17 protein-coding genes and 1 tRNA gene are annotated in these 17,066 nt (G+C 44.7%); 10 read left to right on the top strand and 8 right to left on the bottom strand.

Going from position 1 to position 17,066, the window contains the following annotated elements; genetic code table 11:
• Positions 1–366: 366 nt before the first annotated feature.
• Positions 367–1,185 carry a hypothetical protein gene (locus B5G09_RS04920; protein ID WP_087404269.1) on the top strand — a complete coding sequence of 273 codons (819 nt, stop codon included), beginning with the start codon at positions 367–369 and terminating at the stop codon, positions 1,183–1,185.
• A 332-nt stretch (positions 1,186–1,517) separates the two neighbouring features.
• Positions 1,518–2,357 (top strand): ParB/Srx family N-terminal domain-containing protein, encoded by an 840-nt coding sequence (locus B5G09_RS04915; protein WP_087404289.1) that lies wholly within the window; start codon positions 1,518–1,520, stop codon positions 2,355–2,357.
• Between the two features lie 67 nt (positions 2,358–2,424).
• Here B5G09_RS04915 and B5G09_RS04910 read toward each other — a convergent pair whose 3' ends face one another.
• Positions 2,425–3,648, bottom strand: coding sequence for a site-specific integrase (locus B5G09_RS04910; protein WP_087311369.1), 1,224 nt, complete (start codon positions 3,646–3,648; stop codon positions 2,425–2,427).
• A gap of 661 nt (positions 3,649–4,309) precedes the next feature.
• Here B5G09_RS04910 and B5G09_RS04905 point away from each other — a divergent pair.
• Positions 4,310–5,584 (top strand): site-specific integrase, encoded by a 1,275-nt coding sequence (locus B5G09_RS04905; RefSeq protein ID WP_087404268.1) that lies wholly within the window; start codon positions 4,310–4,312, stop codon positions 5,582–5,584.
• A gap of 231 nt (positions 5,585–5,815) precedes the next feature.
• On the opposite strand, the gene B5G09_RS13865 is transcribed toward B5G09_RS04905, so the two are convergent.
• Positions 5,816–6,097: a hypothetical protein gene (locus B5G09_RS13865; protein ID WP_143256481.1), complete on the bottom strand. Its 282-nt coding sequence runs from the start codon at positions 6,095–6,097 to the stop codon at positions 5,816–5,818.
• A 163-nt stretch (positions 6,098–6,260) separates the two neighbouring features.
• On the opposite strand from B5G09_RS13865, the gene B5G09_RS04895 reads away from it, so the two are divergent.
• From B5G09_RS04895 to B5G09_RS13850, 7 genes are all read left to right on the top strand, one after another.
• Positions 6,261–6,587, top strand: a complete 327-nt coding sequence (locus B5G09_RS04895) for a helix-turn-helix domain-containing protein (protein WP_087404266.1) — start codon at positions 6,261–6,263, stop codon at positions 6,585–6,587.
• A 13-nt stretch (positions 6,588–6,600) separates the two neighbouring features.
• Complete coding sequence (locus B5G09_RS04890) at positions 6,601–7,023, top strand: DUF6291 domain-containing protein (RefSeq protein ID WP_143256480.1); 423 nt, start codon at positions 6,601–6,603, stop codon at positions 7,021–7,023.
• Positions 7,024–7,121: 98 nt separating this feature from the next.
• On the top strand, positions 7,122–8,048 hold the full coding sequence (locus B5G09_RS04885; protein WP_087404264.1) for a BT4734/BF3469 family protein: 927 nt from the start codon (positions 7,122–7,124) through the stop codon (positions 8,046–8,048).
• A 694-nt stretch (positions 8,049–8,742) separates the two neighbouring features.
• A complete protein-coding gene (locus B5G09_RS13860; RefSeq protein WP_143256479.1) occupies positions 8,743–9,480 on the top strand; it encodes a hypothetical protein in 738 nt (245 codons plus the stop codon).
• A 23-nt stretch (positions 9,481–9,503) separates the two neighbouring features.
• On the top strand, positions 9,504–11,735 hold the full coding sequence (locus B5G09_RS04875) for a leucine-rich repeat protein (RefSeq protein ID WP_087404262.1): 2,232 nt from the start codon (positions 9,504–9,506) through the stop codon (positions 11,733–11,735).
• Between the two features lie 9 nt (positions 11,736–11,744).
• Complete coding sequence (locus B5G09_RS13855; protein ID WP_143256478.1) at positions 11,745–12,089, top strand: hypothetical protein; 345 nt, start codon at positions 11,745–11,747, stop codon at positions 12,087–12,089.
• A gap of 322 nt (positions 12,090–12,411) precedes the next feature.
• Entirely contained in the window at positions 12,412–12,807 is a 396-nt protein-coding gene (locus B5G09_RS13850; protein WP_143256477.1) for a hypothetical protein, read from the top strand.
• Positions 12,808–12,949: 142 nt separating this feature from the next.
• Here the strand turns inward: B5G09_RS13850 and B5G09_RS04870 are convergent.
• The 6 genes from B5G09_RS04870 to B5G09_RS04850 form a co-directional block, all read right to left on the bottom strand.
• Positions 12,950–13,018: transfer RNA gene (locus B5G09_RS04870), tRNA-Pro, on the bottom strand.
• A 646-nt stretch (positions 13,019–13,664) separates the two neighbouring features.
• Positions 13,665–14,240 (bottom strand): hypothetical protein, encoded by a 576-nt coding sequence (locus B5G09_RS04865; protein WP_087404261.1) that lies wholly within the window; start codon positions 14,238–14,240, stop codon positions 13,665–13,667.
• 68 nt (positions 14,241–14,308) lie between these two features.
• Positions 14,309–14,716, bottom strand: a complete 408-nt coding sequence (locus tag B5G09_RS13845; protein ID WP_143256476.1) for a hypothetical protein — start codon at positions 14,714–14,716, stop codon at positions 14,309–14,311.
• Positions 14,717–14,773: 57 nt separating this feature from the next.
• On the bottom strand, positions 14,774–15,088 hold the full coding sequence (locus tag B5G09_RS04860; RefSeq protein WP_087404260.1) for a hypothetical protein: 315 nt from the start codon (positions 15,086–15,088) through the stop codon (positions 14,774–14,776).
• A 392-nt stretch (positions 15,089–15,480) separates the two neighbouring features.
• Positions 15,481–15,777 carry a hypothetical protein gene (locus B5G09_RS04855; protein ID WP_087404288.1) on the bottom strand — a complete coding sequence of 99 codons (297 nt, stop codon included), beginning with the start codon at positions 15,775–15,777 and terminating at the stop codon, positions 15,481–15,483.
• 415 nt (positions 15,778–16,192) lie between these two features.
• Positions 16,193–17,038, bottom strand: a complete 846-nt coding sequence (locus B5G09_RS04850) for a hypothetical protein (protein ID WP_241147570.1) — start codon at positions 17,036–17,038, stop codon at positions 16,193–16,195.
• Positions 17,039–17,066 lie beyond the last annotated feature (28 nt).

Genomic DNA, 17,066 nt, shown 5'->3' with positions numbered 1-17,066 from the left:
AAAGTAAGAGAGTATGCTATCATTAAATGGAATATTCCAATAATGAGAAAACAGCAAACAAGTTTTCAACTCTCAAATCTTGCTATCCGTTTCTATTCTGCTTTCCATATTTTTTAATCTTGAATCTATATTTATAAAGGAGACTTTCATTTCACACTCAAAAAATGTGGAAAGACAGCGCAAAGAAAAGGCAGACGAATCTGCCTTAACAAAAATTATCCCTATCTGAACGGTGGATGTCTTTCGTAGAAAAGTTATGCAAATATATAAAATATTTTACAATAAATCAAATTGTTGAATAAATAATTGTGAAAATAATTCAGGGGAAATTCGTAATTTTGAAAGAATCATAAACCTCGTTCACTTATGAGTCTCGTATCATTTCCGCTTGATTTCATCAAGCAAGCCTTTCCTTATCTTGAAAAATACTATGAATTTTCGTGCTGGAGCATCAACGAGAATCTTGAAAGGGCTTGTTACGATAATGATTTAGTAGTCGATGTACTGCCGAAATATTGGGAATCCCGTACTTTCGATGTTTTTCCAGAGGATCTGAAAATCATTTTCGATATGCCGCATTACGAAAAATTGTTGGAGTTACAGAATAAATATCCCACGCTTTTGGACGAGAACCACCTGCCTTTCTATGTTCTCTTGCTTGCCCCTTACGTGAATCCCGTTTTACACCCCTATACGGAAGAAGAAATTGCGGCATTGGAAGACGCAGAACGGCGTAAAGATATTGCCAACGCCTATCGTTTCCTGAAAACCATTCAGGCCGATGGATTCAATCCCAACCAGAGATTTTTACTTACGGCCAACGGGCAGGGAAGTGTTTCCATATCCAATTCCCAGAATTGGTTGGTGGAGATGATCGAGAAGGCATATTTGAAAAATCCGTTTCCGTTGGATAAATTATTGCCTGTTGACGTCCAACTGCCCAAGAGACGACCGACCTTCATGAATTTTCTTGGGTACAATACGCTTCTCTTTCTCCATGGAGTCCTCCATGTTGAGTCCTTCGTCCCTCAGGAGCTGTGCCAGTTCATTTGCGATTATCTGACAGCTTGTTCTGACAATGTGTCAAAGCAGGACCTGTCCTATAAAAACACATATGATATGCTTCAAAATTGTAAAAAGACCTATAAAGGTAATCCTATCCCCATTTCATGGGTAAAAGAGTAAAATGTATTTTAGATGTGATTGACGGTTGAAAACACATAATTAACTGAAAAACAGGTTGGTATAAAATTAGCAGGTGTTAATGGTGAAACCGCGAACACAGGTTCCTTGACATACACCCCGCTTCTCGGTTGGGAGGGAGTATCCGAACCGAAAGGCCGAAGGTCGAATCGAACGATGGAACGAGGATGGGAGTTCGCCCAAGCCATCCTCCGCCCGTCCTACGAGCTGGCAAGAGCTCACCAGTCAGACCCGACGCCGAGAAACGAAAACCGTAAAAAAATATTCACTATTAACACCTCGCGGGTGGTATGAGGTCAACCCGCACTAATATTATGAAGAAAATGATTATTTCTACGGATAATGAAAACCGTCAGTTCGCATTTGTAAAGGGTAACCGCCCGACCAACGCCAAGACCGTGAAGGCCAAGGAGAAATCGATGCAGGAGCATGGCCAGTTGTCGCCCATCACCGTCGTGAAGGGTGAAGAGGTCTGCCAGATGAACGGCTGTCTGGTCGACCTGCAAGGGCACGATATTCCTAACGAACAGGCAGAACGGTACTATGCCGTGGTGGATGGACAGCACCGAGTGGTCGCATGGATGAACTTGGGTAAGAACTTGGATGAACTTGTGATTTGTGAGGCGCTGAATGCCGAGATGGAGATTGCGGCCCTGATCGCCGAGATGAATATCTGCACGACCTCGTGGAAGGGGACCGATTATATGGCAGCTCCAGCAATGGCTCTCGGAGAAAAGAATGAGGTCTTTGACTTTGCCGTGGAGCTACAAACAAAGGGCTTCCCGCTGGCGACCATCTCTCTCTGGTGTACGGGTGCCAACTCCCTCAAACCGAAAGACCTTGTAGCCAGTGTCAAGAGCAAAGTACTGCCGCGGGCATTTGGAGATGCAGGATGGTTCTACAGAAGCGTCAAGTGGTATAAGGCAGCTTTGGAACGAATTCCGAATTCGTTCCTGGCGAAAAAATATCTGATTACCTTCCTGATTAAGAAGTTCAACCATGCGGAGAACCCTACACAGTTCAGCAGCCTGGTGGAGATAAGGCTGAGAAGTTTGACGGATGAGCAGGTGAAAGAGATCGTGAACCCCAAGACGGGAGAGGATGTTTCGCGGGAACAGGCGACCTATGACACACTGGAGAAGTACCTCGGGTAATGAAGGCGCCACATACCTTTAGAAGAAAGGAGGTCGGTTCCCAACAGGGTCGCCGACCTCCCGATTCTTACAGCAGATGCCGCATGGCTTCGTCGATTTGCGAGTTCTCGAATGAATCGAGGTAGATTTGAGTGGTCTTCAGGCTGTGATGTCCCAAGGCCTCGGATATGATACCGATATTCACGCCCGACTTCTTCAGTACGGTGGCAAAGCTGTGCCTTGCGACATAGGTCGTAACGGTAGACTTGATCTTCAAACGCTTGCCGATACCCCGCAAGGCAAAATTCACCCTGCCGCACATTTTATGCACCCGATTCTTCTTTTGCATGGGCGTAATGTGTACCCGCTCATCCAATATCGGGAACAGATAACCCGCCAGCCTGCAATGTCCGTCGTATTTGGCAAGAATCTCCCTTGCTTGTGCCGACAACGGGACATTGACAGCTCCATGCGTTTTCTGACGGCAATAGATCAACCGCCCTTCCACGATATTGGCAGGCGTCAGGTTGGCCATATCCACAAACGAGATACCACCGCACAAATAGGAGAAGACAAATACATCGTGGGCAAACTGCTCGATTGCCTTACCCTGTGAACAATCAGCGGCCATGATCTTCATCACGTCCGTCTTGCTCAAGGCGCGTTTCGGTGTTCGGGTATTGAATTTACTGATCTTGTACTCGTTGAACGGATTCTTCTCCCTGCCGACAATCCTGGCTCTGACTGCACGATTGAATATCGCCCGCAAGGTCCGCATCTGGAAACTCAAGGTTGTCTCCTTGTTCCCTTTTGACCGCATCCAACTCTCGAAAGCGTTCAGAAAGGCTTCATCAATCTGTCCAAACGGATAAGCCAGCGGTTTGTCCGCGTGGAAGGATCGCAAGACCTGATAGGAGTTCTGATAGGCATAGGCATTGCCTACCGCCCCCTCCCGTTTGAGTTGCTCAATGGTTCTCAAATAGAAATGTTCGACCGTTTCCGACTGGATTTGCGCTCGGGACTGCTCCTTGACAAGCGTTTGAGCGGTATAATCCTCATTGTTGGCGCTCTTCTCCAACAGCTTGGTTTGATACTCGGTCTTGACCTTCAGGATAATCTGCTGGATATACTTGCGGTCGGGACACTTGGGCTTGGGTTCGTTGCGGTCGAAATCCCAATTTGACGGATGGACCGACACGCCGAGACTTTTCATCGTCCGTTTGCGGTCCTTCGTAATACGCAACATGAGCGGATGCTCCCCGTTGGCGAGGGTCTTGCTTTTGAAGCAAATGACTGAAATTGTGGCGTCCATAGCCTTTTGGCGGTTTACACCACGGTTTACACGCCCCGCGCAGAATGCCGCAGAAACGGGGTCTGAAACCCCTGCCCGAACGGCCTGCCAGAAACGAAAAAGGCTCGGCAATCATGTGATTGTCAAGCCTTTTCTTCAGTCGGGGTGACTGGATTCGAACCAGCGACCACACGCCCCCCAGGGTTGAAATTCAATTTTGCAGGTAAATGTAATGATTTATCTTTCAATGGATTCATCAAACATCCCGTCACCTGCAATTTGGCGTTATATGGATCTATTTCGATTTCGCATGTTCCATTTGTGTTCCAGGGAATTTGCAAATTATATCAATTGATTTTATATCAAATTAAATTTTATTCTTTCAATTTAGAAATAAATTTAAAACATATAACATTCTAATAACAAGATAATTATACACATTTTCCCCTAATATTTTGACAGCAAATTTTAAAATTGGAATCATCTGTCGAATCTCTTTTTATATTTGCATCAGTCTACGACTAATCAGCAATATTGAATCGTATCACCTTTCTCTGGATAGGGATCACGGTTGTGCTTCAGTAGAAGATGTCGATATTCTACTTTGACAGTAGCTTTATTCGCTTGTCGTATTACTATTCGATAACCCCTTTGCGAATAAAACTAAAAATGTCATGAAGCCATGGCCTATTCCATCCGCTTTCCTCGCCGACGCGATATTTCTGACCGAAATGGCCGTTATGCCATCCGGTTATGTGTCACTAAAGACAAACGGCGCAAATACATTGCACTCAATCTCTATGTCCTACCCCAATATTGGGATGAAGCCGGCGAACAATTCATCATCCTGCGTAATCTGAAAGGGGCCGAACAGAAGGCCGAAAACAAACAGCGTGAAGCCGACAACGCCCTCTTGGTCAAATTCAAGGTCCGCGCCCGTGAGATTATCGAACGTTTCGAACTGGAAGGCATCGACTGGACGCTGAATCAGTTTGAGGACGCCTTCCTCAATACCGCCAGGCAGGGACGATTCAACGACTATTTCACGGCCCGTATCAAAGAGCTGCATGCGACCGGACACATCGGCAATGCTAAAACCTACGAGCAGGCACAGGATATGTTGAAACTGTATGATCGGAAACTGGATCAACGTCTTTTCTCGGATATTGATCTACGTTATGTCCGGGGATTCGATGTATTCCTCCAGAAAAGAGGCTGCCGGGGCAATACACGCAAATTCTACTTCAAGGCCTTGCGGGCCATTTTGAATCGAGCCAATGCCGAAGGAGTCGGTTCCGTGGCGACCTATCCATTCGGTCGGGGCGGATTCGAAATCTCCAAACTCGAAGAGACCACCGACAAGCGGTATCTGCCCGCCTCTGAACTCTTGAAGCTGAAAAACGCCTCTGCCAGTGATCCACGATGCGAATATGCCCGCAAACTGTTTCTCTTTTCCTACTATTGCTATGGAATCTCGTTCGTCGACATGGCTCTGCTCTCCGCATCCCACATCAAGCATATGGAGGACGGAGACTACATTGTCTATAAACGGCAAAAGATCAAGCGACAAAAGAATGTGAAGCCAATCTCAATCAAAATAACGCCTGCCATCCGTCAACTGATCGAAAGCCTGCAGGCAGGTTCTCCGACCGTAGATGATTATCTGCTACCGATTATTACCCGATCGGGATATACGGATGAGAAGCTCTATACGCACATTCGGGGGCGTTACAGCAAGTATCAGAAATACCTGCGGATGCTCGCCGAGGAGTTGCAAATCGCATTTCACCTGACGAGCTATGTCTCCCGCCATACGGCAGCCATGACCTTGCAGCGCAACCATGTTCCGCGTGAAGTCATTTCGCAAATGCTCGGGCACACCGACCTGGAAACCACCAATGTCTATCTTGACAGCTTTGACAACCGGGTAATCGACGAAGCCGCAAAAGTGCTCTAAAATCAGCTATTACATAACCCTGCATCCTATATGCACGAAAAAACACATCCTATGAAAGTACCTTTCAGCTACCAAACTCTCTTGAGGTCATACCCCAACAGAGAATCCGCAATTGCGTTCTACAAAAAACAGCATACCACCTTTTGCCCCAATTGCAACGAAGTTCTTCACAATCCTTTAAGGAAAACAGACCCATTACTATTGCGATGTCCCGATTGTGGGAGAACCGCTTCAATCTTTACTGGAACTATTTTTCAGGGGACACGCGCGGACATTCGTTACTGGCTCTACATCGGCAGCCTGTTCTATTACTGCAAACAACATCTCCAGCAAATCCCGGATCGCCGATTGCTCTCCATCCAATCCATCAAAAGAGCCATCGGAGCCACATCGGATCAAACCATAAGCCGAATATACAAGACCCTCAAGAAACTCTTTGAGAGCACAGAGATAGACGACATTAATTTCTGTAAACTCATTTTCAAACCATTCCTTGAAAAGCTCTGTCCCCAAGGCTTGCTATTGACCCATACAGGCGAAATCCGGTAGTCTGATTCATCATTTTCAGGAAATACCCCTTCGAAATTGCGGTTTCGAGGGGGTATTTTCATTCCCGGCCACAAGAAACCTCGCTCATTATAAATATGGATAGAAACTATTATAAACAAATAAAAAGATGAAAACAATTACAGATGATACCCCAATTGCCATGTTAACAGTGGGGCAACTTAAACAGATTCTATCCATTGACCGCACACTAGGCAACCCTGCATCGGTTCGCACTCCGGAGAACGAGGTTTTGACCGTAGAAGGTGTTACGCGGCTAACCGGCTACAGCGCAGCCACAGTGTATAAACTCACCTGCGAACGCAAGATTCCGTTTCACAAACCGGAGCACGGCGGTCGTCGCCTCTTTTTCAACCGGGAAGAGATTCTCGAATGGATGCAACACCGTTCATCCTCAACCATCGAACAATATTGCAACGAACATGTCAAATTATAAAATACGTAAAATTATGAATAACTATGACCCTTGGCACATGTTAGAGAATGTGTCGGAAGAAGAATTACAAAAATTCTGCAACAAACAAGCCTCAAAATCTGGACAACATCATCAAAGGCCGTTGAGAGAAGGCTTTGTCTTTCTCATATCCTACTTCGAAGCTATTGAGCACATACCTCGACGTCTTCAGTTTCGAGCCTTGAAGGTCCTGTTAGATTACGCCTTTTACGGAGAACTGCCACCCGAGAATACGCCGTCGCGCATCATGCAATCCTTTGTCGGATGGAAACGACTGCTTGACGCCGACGCAAAAAAATACGACAGGCGGAAGAAAGACCGCTTTGCCAGCAAACCTCTCGCTGGTAATGAACAAGAACCCAAGCCACAAAACAACAAAAGCAAGGTACGCAACAAGCAGAAAGCAGGCAAGAAGTGAGCATAAACTAAAAAATAATAAATTATGAATCAAGGAGATAATAATGCAGTTCGCTTACAATATCAACATAAAAAATCTATTAAACTAAAAAAACGAAAATGACAAACACCGTTGTTAGGATTCCCGAAGGAATTCCATCTCCCAAAGTATCTCTTTTCGAGAATATGGTTAACGTGATCCCGGTAAAAACAGTCCCTCTATGGGAGTTTTTACTGAGTTCGGAGTACAAAGACGAGGTTACCAGGTACCGCCAAACACAAGATCCTGAAATTCGCAAAAAAATAAAGAGGTTCAGCCTCCCCTGCGTAACGGTTTCAGGGATTTTCGACACCCGAGGCAAACATAAACTTACCGAACGACACAGTCATTATATTTGTATCGATATTGACGGCAAGGACAATCCTCAAGTCAACGGGAGATGGGAACTCGTCAAACAGGAATTGGCTGATGCGTTCTGCTGTCTGAGTTACGCGGGACTCTCCATTGGAGGTAACGGACTATGCCTTGTCTTCCGAATTGCATACTCAGAAAAACACAAAAGCCAATATTGTGCACTCGTCAATGAACTTCAAATGCAATTCGGATTGGTCGCCGATACCTCATGCTGCGACATTGCCCGATTACGAGTCGCAAGCTACGATCCCAACCCGATTTTTAATCCCAACGCAAGACCCTACTTTCTTCTGGGATTAAATGGTTGCCAGGAGCCTCGCCGGGACAAAAGATCAGCACATGTCGACATCAAGACACGAGCAAGAGTTCGTGCCTGCATCTCACAAATAAACACCTTGAGAATCGACATCACTTCGGACTATGATGCATGGCGTGCAATCGGACAAGCTTTGGCCAGCGAGTTTGGAGCAAAGGAAGGACGACGACTTTTTCATCTGGTAAGCATGGAGTATCCGGACTATTATGGTTCAGAATGTGACGAAATGTTTAATTGGTGCATGTCTCATCATGACTCTGTGGGAATCAGTACGTTTTTCTACTATTGTCTGAAACACGGTATCACCTTCAAATAATCTTCAAACAAATTCATTCCAATGGATCGGCTATTGCCGATCCATTTTTCGTAAAGGCAACAGCCATGTGCGCAAAATTTCAGCACACTCCAACAATAACTTTGCTCCTGAAATCGACAAAACAAGGATGGAATAGACAGAATTTATGAAAGAGTATCCGTATGAAGCAGGCTACAAGGCAGCATGGAAAGAGCCCCGAGAATGTGACTTATAGTCCATTTCCCAGGTAGCCTCGATAAGTTTTGTCTGACACCTCACGGGGAACGCTTCGGAGAGGGTTTTGTTTGACATACTTATCACAGCTGTCGTATCAATGGGAAACGACTTTTAGTATAACATTTATCGATTATTTAACTTTGATGTCTACAATACCCCATCCAAAGAGTGTTGTTTAAAAAACATTTTCTATCTTTGTATGTCGCGCAAGCGACGTACATATTTGATGAAAGTGTTTAGCTTTTATCCTTATGCAGAAATCTGGTAAATTTCACTGAATGTAAGGATTGCTACAACACTCATCATCTGTATTGGTATGTGAGATGTCATCCCATACTATACAGGTGTGGGGTATTGTATCTGTTTATTTACATTCGGGCTTTACCAGAGCCTCTGCATAGATAAACTAACGACTCCACACTTTCTTTTTGTACAAATCCCGCCATACCGGAGTCGAATGGCAACAACCTTTGTTGCTATGAACAAGCGAATCATTTGCGGACTCTTGATTTTTTCATTTACCCTATCCGGTTTGTCCGCAATGCCACAAAGCCAGGAGCCGGATAAAAAAGTTGAGCGCAAAGAACGACGGGAAGAACGGCGCCAGGAACGGGAAGACCGCAGAGAAAAGCGTAAAGCGGAGCGTCAGCAGAAAAAAGACAGCCAGGAACCAGTCGAGACCGAGGAGATCCGCGATACAAATCCGATATTGGAAATGCCCCAGGAGGAAGGAGCCAGCCGCTCCCGTGAATCCGTTGATAACACAGTTCCGGAGAGAGCCACACAAACCGTCGAAACCCGCGAAAACCGGGGATCCCACTCTTCCGCAACTACCTCCCAGCCATCATCCCCGAATTCCGTATCATCGGAAACATCCAAGACATCAGATCAGAGTTCAACCTTATCAACATCGTCGGATGCAAACACGGAAAATTCCGACAGCGGATGGGGGATCGTAATTCTCCTGCTTTTCATCGGATCGATCGTATACTCGATTATCAGTTGGATAAGATCCCGTCGCTGTCCGCATTGCGGCAAACTTCGGGCCATGCAGGAGATCGATGAAAAGTTTCTCGGACTTGCAAAAACCGAACGGGTAAAACGAGACAACCAAATCTATTATGTCCATCACAACCGAGTGCAAATAACACGCCGTTGCAAATACTGCGGATATATGGACTATCAGAACAAGGTTGTAAAAGGAGACGAAGCATAAACACGAACCAAACCAGCCATATTATGAAAAAGATTCTTTGTTTTTTATTCGCCGTCTCGGTTTTATCGGGATGCGGCGATGACTACGACGATTCGGCTTTGACCGGACGTGTGGATGACCTCGAAAATCGAGTCTCCAAACTCGAAGAGTTGTGCAAGCAGATGAATACCAACATCTCATCCTTGCAGGCCCTCATCAATGCCCTCCAAGACAATGATTACATTACCGGAGTTACCCCCATCACCAAAGACGGGGAGACAATCGGCTACACCATCTCTTTTGCCAAAAGTGCACCCATCACCATCTATCATGGAGAGGACGGCAAGGATGGGCAGGATGGCAAACCCGGCGAAGATGGCAATGACGGATTAACGCCGATAATCGGAGTAAAGCAGGATACCGACGGCGTTTATTACTGGACGCTGAACGGCGACTGGCTGACGGATGATTCAGGCAACAAGATTCAGGCAGAAGGTCGCGACGGTGCAGATGGCAAGCCAGGCGAGGACGGCAACGATGGACAGGACGGCAAGCCAGGCGAAGACGGCCAGGACGGCCAAGACGGGAAACCCGGTGAAGATGGAAAAGATGGGATTACTCCTCAGTTAAAAATAGAGGATGGGTATTGGTATGTTTCCTACAACGACGGAGCCTCCTGGACACAACTTGGAAAAGCGACCGGCGACAAAGGAGAACCGGGTGAACCGGGGCAGGCCGGAGGTATTTTCAAGGATGTTGAAGAAACCGACGACAGCGTTATATTCACCTTGAATGACGACAGCACGATTACGATTCCGAAAGCACCGGCATCCGAAACATTGGATATCGTATTCGGCAATACGGATTCGATCAATGTTTTGCCGAACAAAACCTATGAAATCGAGTATACAATTACCGGAGCAGACGAAAACACGCTGATTGAAGTCGTAGCGCAAGACCTTTATAAAGCCTCGGTTTCACCGACGGATTACCGATCCGGAAAAATCATCGTCACAACCCCGTCGGCTGATCTCGGGGCAAGCCGGGTGCTGGTCTTTGTATCCAAAGGGACGAATACCATCATGCGCATCCTCAATTTTGTTGAAAGCGTCATCCTCGTTTCGACCAACACCGTGGAAATCGCCGCAGAAGGAGAAACGGTGCAAGTCGAGGTAGAAACCAACGTAACTTACTCGGTAGAGATTCCGGAAGCCGACCAGACATGGCTTTCAATAGCCGAAACACGCGCGGCAACCCATAAGGAGACACTTACCTTTACGGCACAGGCCAACCCGAACACCACCTATCGTTACTCGACCGTCAATCTGAAAGACGACAGCGGGTTGATTGCCCAAAGCATTCTGTTCGCCCAAAAGGCTTCGGGATACAAGACAGTCCATGTCGAAACGGCAGGAACGTTGGAAACCTACATTTCCACGGATGAGAAAGAGAAATTGATCGGACTGAAACTGACGGGAAAACTCAACACGTTCGACTACGACTTCATGCGCACCATGCCCGCTTTGGAATCGGTCGATCTGGCACAAATCGACAATACGACCATTCCGGCCAGCTGTTTCAAAAGCAGTACAATTAAAACAGTCATTCTGCCTCTGAACCTGGAAGCCATACCGGACAATGCGTTTAAGGGAAGCAGCATTACTTCGATAGAAATTCCAGGCACAGTCCTCTCGATCGGAGCATCCGCATTCGAAGGGTGCTCTTCGTTGGCCGGGAATCTGGTGTTGCCCGAAAGCCTGCAAACGATTGGCGAACGAGCCTTCTACCAATGCGAGGCCTTGACCGGGAGCCTGCACATTCCCAACAGCGTCACCTCATTGGGTACACATGCCTTTTACAATTGTTCCGGATTTACCGGCTCTTTGTCGTTCGGCACAGGAATAACGGCCATTCCAGAATATTGTTTTAAAGGATGTTCCGGATTTACCGGCAATCTGGTAATTCCCGACCAGATAGCAAGAATTGAAAATTGGGCATTTTACCTTTGCACCGGATTCAAAGGCTACCTGACTATCGGCAGTGGAATAAGTCAGATAGGCTCCGGTGTTTTTTGTACGGCCGATAATGGCTTCAACATTTTACGCTTTACCAAAGTGTATTGTAAAGCAACGACCCCACCGAATGTTTCAACCTCTTCGTTTGGAAGTTCCGGTGCGTATAGTTATCTGGGAGTTCCCATCGGATGTAAAGATGCATACGAATCAACATCGCCTTGGTCCTATAGTTTTACCGTTATTGAAGAAATCGAATTTTAAGATTCAGGTATGGCACTACTTTGTTTGGACGACAACGGACTTCATCAAGAAATAACATACTGTCCATGGCAAACAAAACTTGAAACCCGCCAAGAAATTGCAGACTACCTAATCCGTCGCTTGCGAGAAAAGAATTACGCCGCAGGCACATGGTTTACGGCACAAAATTTAGTCGGAGAGAATCAAGTCGATTGGGCCAACACACGCCCTTTAGATTCCATCATAAGACGTTATACACACAGAGAAACTCAAAAGACTATTTTAGGGAAAATTCTGAAACGGGCATTATTCGATCTAAACGAAACCTACGAAATTAAATATGAGTTTAAAACCCATTATCGTAAAATAGAATAGGATTCGTATACAGTTCTGGTCGCGGATAAAACCATAGTTGTAAGTTGTTATCCATCCACCCGCCTCATTCAACTTTTATCCCGACCGTTCCTCGACCTGCCGTTATGCGGCAGGTCGTTTTATTAAATCCCGATAGAGGCGTTTCCGGGGCGATTACAGCCTATATGACCCCAAACTCAATAAAAACTATTTACCGTCCAATTGGGGCCAATGTATAGGCCTTCTATTGAAAATTACCAATCCTGCACCCAAGACAAAACTATCGGCTTTGCATTCGTGTTGCGTATTCATCTTTACAAGGAGTCATTAAAGCACAAACACGATGAAAGACAAAGAAGCAATCAGGCAATATCTCAACTCGGTTTGGGAAACAATGGATAATAATCCGGATTCAATAACACGGGAAGATTTCGACCGCATATTGGACAACGCAACGCACTGTAGGTTGATTTTCCTCGAAGGATCAATTGCAGCTATAATGCCACAACTTCGTTCAGAACTGAAAGACATCTTACCACCCAACACGACTTGTGACATTGCATTAAAAGTATGTCATACTCCACACTCCGAATTGAATTACAATATCATTGTGCAACTTTTAACCATCATCCACAATTTTATGCCATCAGCCAATATCGTCTGGGGTTGTAATGCGGACACAAAACTCTCCGGAAATACTCTTTCCGTGTTATTACTGATTCATCTTCCGACAGAATAGCGCCATAACCTTTTAGAGAATCCTGGAATTTCCAATCGCAGCCTTCCATGTTCCATTTATGTTCCACGGCAGCTGCGAAGGGCAGGCGCAACAACGAAAAAGGCTCGACAATCAGTTGATTGTCAAGCCTTTTCTTCAGTCGGGGTGACTGGATTCGAACCAGCGACCACACGCCCCCCAGACGTGTACTCTAAAGTAGAGTACACCGCTTGCGTTCAACACTTTAGCTTTCTACCTTACAAGGCGGTTGACTTCTCGGTTGATTCGACAGTCAAAGGTTAAACATTAATGAACTATTGGTGATAAGCAATCTTCTTTCGCATATCAGCAGCCAAAGGAAAAAGCCGCATTTTTTCAGCTCTCTTCTTATCCTTTATGGACACGATGCAATCCAACGAAATCAAGTTATTTCGTAAATTGCATCAGATAGTTTTCGCAGAATCCTGCTAACGGAAATTTCATCATCTCTTCCCGCCCATCTCTTTAAGCTCGCACTTTCATCCGAATAGGTAACGCCGATTCTTTGCAAGGATAATTTCAACGGGCTTTGTTATGTCTGCCATATTAGGGGCAAACACATAAATAAATGTTTCGGGAAATATTTCGTCTTTGGATTTTTCGACAAGCAGGGCGATTCCCTCAGTCGGGCTTCATCTGACCGTCTTTTGAATGATCTGCCTGTCTTCCCAAGTTTAGGATTTTCATTCTGTTTTTGGTTATTTGTATTTATTCATATCGTACAAAAAATTATAGTGTTCCATGTCTATAAAGATAAGATTATTAGCTAAATAAAAAAGAGACAGACCCCGCTAAAGGATCTTATTTGCCTTTCACGAAGTCTGTTCTTTGAAATTGGATTACCACAATTTGTTCTCGGGATGTTCTTTGATAATAGCCATGATTTCTTCTTTAGTCATTTCGGAATGTTCGTCTTCACGGGCTTTTAATCCTTTGACTTGGTAATTCGTGATTTTTCGGGTTGTTTCATTCACATCGCTGTATATCCAAGCGTCAAAAATTGTATTTGGGTCATCCAGAAAAAGAACAGAAACAAACAGCCCACCAGCAATGAACGGTTCAACATTGTAGATGACAAACTTACTTTTTAAGATAGATTGATAAGAGGTTAAATCTTTATTTTTAATCTTACCTTGGAGGTAGGCATCAACATATTTACGCAAAGTACGAAAATAGTCATTATCCTGCCAGTCTTCATCAGTCCAATTTCCGAAGCGAATATCGTTCAAAGACTCGGCTTCGTTAGATTCGCTTGTTGAGTCCTGTAAAATCTCCTGATCCTTCTCTTGCACATTAGGTATTGCAATGGATTCTGTTGTTATTTCTGTTGGTTGTGTAGCTGTCTTTTGTTTGGAAGACTGGCTGCCACATCCTGCAATCAGCAGGAAAAACAGAGAAATTAAGTAATTTTTCATATGCTAATCAGGGAAGAAAGTTTCATAATAGTTAAATTTGTTTTTATCAAATTGAACTATCTTCTTGATTAGAAATAATAAACAGCGCTATTATAAGTCGGTTTAACTTTATAGTCATATGCCTGTTCGTAATCATCGGCAATAAAGCCTTTGTCGGTTGGAGAATAGGCATAACAGGTAACCCACCCTTGGTACGACTGGTAATATTCAATAGATTGCGCTTGTCCATTGATATATTTGATTCTGAATGGTGCCGTATGGCCTGATTTGGTCGTACCTGTAACTCTCTGATATGTTACTTGTGTTTGTCTCTGATAGCCAAAAGGTCGTTGCTGAAAATTAAATGTCTGTTGTTGATTGTAATTATAGTTGTCTACTGAAGGTCTTGAATATGGAGTATATGTTGCTCCATAGTTCTGTGCGCTCACGTAACCGCATGACAAAATAAATCCGCAAAGAATCAATAGTTTTTTCATAATTAGGAGTTCTTATTTTAATGTTGGTTAATCATTTGTTTAATCCTTTGTGCCTATTTACATTTCTGTTGTAAAAACAATAGTCATAGCCCTGGCCATATCCGTATTGGGATGATTGAGAACAGCAGGGATTAGAGTTTGTCGGATGTATTCATTTGACATAGGAGTACTTAATCCTTTATTGTAATCCTGCCAAAAGTACATTAAGCACGCTTCTTTATCTGTTTGTGTTAACTTATCCCGATCTGCTAATATCGAGATAACGCCGTTCAGAATAGAAAGTAATTCATTCTCCGACACTTTTTTGAACATAACTGTTTGACATAAACAGGTGTGCATGACTTTTTTGTAATATTCATCATCCCGTTTCATTGTGATAAGTTTTTTGCCGTTCCACCCTCAAACAGCGGTTAATAGTAAAAGGAAGCGCAGGGCTGGAGCTTTATTTTAGTGCGACAGGTCGTAGGAAACCCAATAGATAAAATAAGCAACAACCCCGCGCCGTATCCGTGAAGGATATGACGGGAGAGTCATGCCACCTATTCTCTCTATTGTGCTATGAATTTCCTACGTTCGTCGCACGAGAATAAAGTTACACTTCCGTAATTCAATATGTCTCCTGCAAAAATAGGAAACAATCTTTGGAAATGCAATGGCATAGACCCTCTTTTTCAGGGTTGTTGCAACACAAATTTCGCCAAAACAAAGTTTTTCTCCAAGAGGTTCTTATCTGGATTTAGAACTTTGTTCGTTGTAACATGGGGTTAATTGTCCTCGCAGATTTGTTCAATTACATGGTCCATGTAAATGGCCTGTCCGCTTGACGTTCGTCCCCACCAATGGCTGCCCAGTTCGTCGATGACGGTTTCGCCCTGCTCTCGCAACCGATCAGCCAACCTCGGTGTGACCAGCCACCATTCCAACACCTCTTCCCCATTAAAGGGATAGATGAACTCTTCGTCGATTCGTCCTGCTTGGATTAACTCGTCGATTACCGAACTTTGTCCCCACAAGACATGGAGATCGGTCATGCGTCGTGCTTGTTCCTGAATTGTGCTCATGATTGTTTGTGATTTGAATATTCCCAAATAACCATAGAAACATAACTCCATCGAAAAGGGAATTGAATCCGCGAGCATTCAACTCTGTAAAGCATCTTTTTGATCATCGGATGAGCATCATGCCTGCCTTTTATATGGGCTTTTCAGGGAGGGAATGCAGGAACAGAAGTAGAGGTGGATTCTTACTAAGAGGATAGGTGCAAAAAGATCCTTTCCCATATAAAATGGGGCGGGAGTCGAAAGAGGGATTATCTGTTAGAATGGAGCATATAAAACAAACCCCGATCGACACAACATGTGGATCGGAGTTTTTCTGTGTTCCATGTTATTCTTTCGTGATTCACTTGTCCCGAATGATGGTTATGCAGGCGATCTGTTTTCCCTCCCTGCGAATTGTAGCATCCTTGGTTTCGTATCATTTGGCAAGGTCTGTTGCTTTGGCTGTCCGCTTTAATCCCAACGAATCGTAAATAGCTTGCAAATTCTCCTTTGCTTGGCTTCTGGGAATGGGTTCCTGTTTCTGAAATCTCATGTCTATCATCTTTACAATCTTATAATCGCTCCCTATTTTGAGCCCTTTGACCAGTTCGCGGCGAATATTGCCGACATGGTATTTCAGCGCCTTGACTTTCTCGATTCCCAATTGTTCGTAGGCTTGTTTGACCAATGGATTCCGACGTTCAATGACCGCCCGTTGCTGTGCGGGGCTATCCACAACGAAAAACGATTCGGTTTGTGACTTTAGACGGCAGTATTCATTGAACAGATCCTTGAAGGGAATGCGGGCCGAAGGTTGTTTCTCCAATTTTTCACGGATATAGTCGTAGGTCTGTACCTTTATTTTGTAGTCGTGTTGCCGTAGCTCCTTGGTAAGAGTGATATAGGTGGCATAAATCTGATGGCATATCTTGAAATTCACGATGTCAATGTTGGCCAGATTTTTATCCACAACCAGTTTGTTGTCTTCGATTCGCACATATTGCTCGTTGATATAGGGAATCTTTGAGAGCGTTTTAATCCGAGCGGCTTCACTCAATGAATTTATCTCGGCAGCATAACTTTTGGCCTCGGCTAATGTCCGTTGGGTGGCTTTTACAAAATCATCGAGAGTGACAGCCGAACTGTATTTGGTCGAAGAGTAGACAAGGATGATTTGAGTTTTGTAGCGGGAGTTTCGCACGCGGCCGCATATCTGTGTGAAAAGCGTCGAAATGTCCAATTGAGTGTGTGCTTTTCGTCCGTCGCTGACGATAAATGTCACTCCGTTTTCGTCGTAAATGTCACACCCT

This window comes from Alistipes sp. An54, from assembly GCF_002159375.1.
Lineage (GTDB): Bacteria > Bacteroidota > Bacteroidia > Bacteroidales > Rikenellaceae > Alistipes > Alistipes megaguti.
Note: the sequence above shows the minus strand (reverse complement) of the source record. Positions and strands in the feature narration are given on the sequence as shown.